Genomic DNA, 3,116 nt, shown 5'->3' with positions numbered 1-3,116 from the left:
TGCCATCGCCTGGCGGCCGCACCGGGCGGGGACGCGCGGCACCCGGGTGGGGCCCACCCGGGTGCCGTGTCCGCCTCGGCGCCGCCTACTGGGGGCGCGCCTTGGCGCGGCGGGTCGCCATCCGGACTGCGGCGAAGACCCCGAAGAGCAGTCCTGCGACGGGGAAGAGCACCCACGACTTGTCCCACTGGTCGAAGACGGCCCCCCACACGAAGTAGGCGGCGACGACGCACGGCCAGTAGACGCTGGCGACGATCCCGATGACGGGGTCGCGGTAGTCCTCCTCGTCGTAGTCGTGCCCTTGGCGGCCCTCGCGGATGAGGGTCTGCTGCGTTTGCGCGGCCCAGTTGGCGGGCAGGAAGACCCACAGGCCGAGCGCCACGAGCGCCACCGACAGCGCCAGGGCGAGCTCGGACAGGTCGCCGCCGTTGAGCGTCCCGTTGTCCGCGCCCGCTGGCACGGCCATGCCGACGCCGATGGGCGGCAGCGCTTGGACCACCGCGAGCGGCAGTGCCGCGCAGATCCACAGTCCGACGGCGATGGCGAGGCGCCGCATGCGCTGGTCCTCGTGCTCGAGGCGCAGCCTGGCCGCCCACGCCGTGACAATGGGGTCGGTCGTGAACTCCAGGTTCACCAGGTGCTTGACGTTGGCGAACAACCGGGATCGGGACAGCAGCATGATGATGCCGAGGGCGACCAGGGGCAGGTCCGCGACCAGGGCCAGGAAGGTGGCCGTGTCGTCGTTGAAGGGGACGAGGCCGACTTCTGCCAGCCCCTGGAACGCGAACAGGGGGATGCCGGTCGAGACCAGCATGGCGACGCCGAGTCCCAGGCCAGCGGCCCCGCGCCTGCGCGCCTCGGCGAGTTCTTGGGCCTCGGGCAGTGTGACGCGGGGCCTGCTCGGGGCCTCGGCCCCGTCGGCGCCGGCCGGCGCGGGGGCGGCCTCCTGCTGGGGTGCGCCCCCGGCGGCGGTGAGGTCGTCGGCGATGCCGAGGACGGGGGCGATCTCCTGGAGGTTCCCGAAGTCGGTGATGACACGGCCGACCGCCTCGTTGTGCGTCATGCCGGAGGCGATGGCGTCGGCGTAGGCGTCCTCCATCATGGCGCGCAGTTCGGCTTTGGCGTCGGCCAGGCGCGTCGAGGCCGGGTAGGGGGCGAACATCGCGTCGAGGAAACTGTCGATGGTGTCCATCATTCTCTCCCTTCCACGAAACGGTCGACGAGGCCCTTGGTGTCGGCCCATTCCGCGGTCTTGTCGTCGAGGTAGTCCTGGCCGGTGGGGCTCAGGCGGTAGTAGGTGCGGGTCTTGCCCGATTCGGAGACGTCCTGGTAGGACTCGGTGACCCCTTGCCCTTCCAGCCGTTTGAGCGCTGAGTAGAGGGTCGTCTGCTTGATGGCGTACTGCCCCTGGGACACCTGGCTGATCGTCTTGGCCAGCTCGTAGGCGTAGGACGGGCGCTCGCGCAGCAGCCCCAGCACGATGAGGTCGACGTACCCCCTGATCGCGTCGGCGCTGATCATCGCTTCCTCCTTCCTTTCACGAGGCCGTGGCCGGGCGCCCCCAACCACACGACAAACGTACCACGTCTGTCGTAGTACGTCAATAGAGGTAGACAAGGGGGCGCATTCGCGGGCTCAGCATCGGCGGCGGCGCCGCCCCTTTTGACAGTGCGCCGTCCGCAATGCGGACGCGCGTTGTCCGTGGTGCGGGTGCGGCCTGTCCGTGGTGCGGATCCAAGTGGGCGTGGTGTTCGTCTCATTATGGTGAGAGGTGCTCGTGGTCGGGGTGGTGGTGCGGGGGCGGGTGGGTTGTGCGTGGTGGGTGGTGCGGGGGTCCTGGGCGGGGGGGTGGTGGGTGGTGGATGTCATAGTCTGGTGGGTGTTCTCGGGGTGGTGTGCTGCGGGGTATGGTTGCCGGTGTCGGCGTGGTCGCGCTGGTATTGGTCCGGGTCCGCGCTCCCCGGTGCGGTCCGGGTTCGTGATTCCCCGGCGTGGGGGGAAGGTCGAGGTGTTCGCCATGGGTGTTCACAAGGCGGGTGCGAAGCACGTGGGGGGTGGTTTGAAGCGGCGCGCGCACGGGTCGTTCTTCGAGCGCTTGCGGGCGGTGTCGGATCTGCGTTACGACGACAGTGCCGACGAGGCCGCCTACCAGGTGGTGCTGGACGAGATCGGCGAGTGCGAGAGGCTGGTGCGCGCCTACGAGAGCGCCAACGGGTACCACTCGGAGCAGGTGCGCTCCGCGATCAGCGAGTGGGCGCGGGCGTTCCTTGCGGACCTGGGGGCGACGCGGGACCAGTTGCGCGACGGGCACGACGTGGTGGTCCAGGCGCGCGGGGTGATGCGCCAGGCGCGGGACCTGTTCCAGGCGAATGTGTCCGACGAGCTGCTCACTGGCGCCGAGCGGGGGTGGCGGGCCGCCGCGGACGTGGTCGGAGCCGTCGCCACCGTCGTGGCGCCGCTGGGGGGCGCCCTGTGCCTGCTGGGCGCGGAGACCTACTTCTCGTCCCTGGCGGAGGAGCGGCACAGGGAGAGGGAGGAGTACTGCCAGAACGTGATCGAGCAGATGAACGCCTCCTTGAACGAGGGCGCCGGCAGGATGCAGGGCGTCATCGACAAAGGTGGAGAAGCGAACGACTCCCGCATCAGCACTAAGCATCCCGCCGCTGCCCCGCTTCCCCAGATCGTGGATCCGAACCTGGGCGGCCCGGGGGGCGCCGGTTCGGGGGCCGGGGCGCCCGGGGGCGCGGACGGCTCCGGTGGTGGTCTTGGTGGGGACGGTTCCACTGGTGCTGGTGGGGACGGTTCGGCTGGTGGTGGTGTGCTGGCGGGGCGGGATTGGGCGTCGGAGGGCTTCGCGCGTCCGGGCGCCGTCCAGGATCCGCCCCCCTACGCGCGCCTCAGCGACGTCGACGGCGTGGGGCTGGTGGGGCGGCCGGTGAACCAGACGGTCACGCCCAACGGCCTGGTGGGCGGGTACGCGCCCCCCTCGGCGGTCCACGCCTCCGATCCCAGGTGGGATCCGTCCTACCGGATACCCCACGACGCGATCGGTGTGGGGCGGGCGGCGTCGTCGGGTGCGCTGGGGGCCCTGGCGGGCGGGGCGGCGGTGAGCGCCC

At 71.0% G+C, this 3,116-nt stretch carries 3 protein-coding genes; 1 reads left to right on the top strand and 2 read right to left on the bottom strand.

Annotation, left to right across the window (positions count from 1 at the left end):
- Positions 1 to 85: 85 nt before the first annotated feature.
- The gene (locus BH719_RS07760) at positions 86 to 1,195 is read right to left on the bottom strand and encodes a permease prefix domain 1-containing protein (RefSeq protein ID WP_009744275.1); all 1,110 of its coding nucleotides are present in this window, start codon (positions 1,193 to 1,195) and stop codon (positions 86 to 88) included.
- Entirely contained in the window at positions 1,192 to 1,521 is a 330-nt protein-coding gene (locus BH719_RS07755; protein WP_009744274.1) for a PadR family transcriptional regulator, read from the bottom strand. Before BH719_RS07755 ends, BH719_RS07760 begins: the two co-directional genes overlap by 4 nt.
- Before the next feature lie 496 nt (positions 1,522 to 2,017).
- Here BH719_RS07755 and BH719_RS09740 point away from each other — a divergent pair.
- On the top strand, positions 2,018 to 3,116 hold a 1,099-nt coding region (locus tag BH719_RS09740; protein ID WP_034255782.1), incomplete at its 3' end, for a hypothetical protein.

Origin of the sequence: Pauljensenia hongkongensis, from assembly GCF_001746855.1 — a bacterium.
GTDB classification, from domain to species: domain Bacteria; phylum Actinomycetota; class Actinomycetes; order Actinomycetales; family Actinomycetaceae; genus Pauljensenia; species Pauljensenia hongkongensis.
This window is presented reverse-complemented; position numbering and strand designations above follow the sequence as displayed.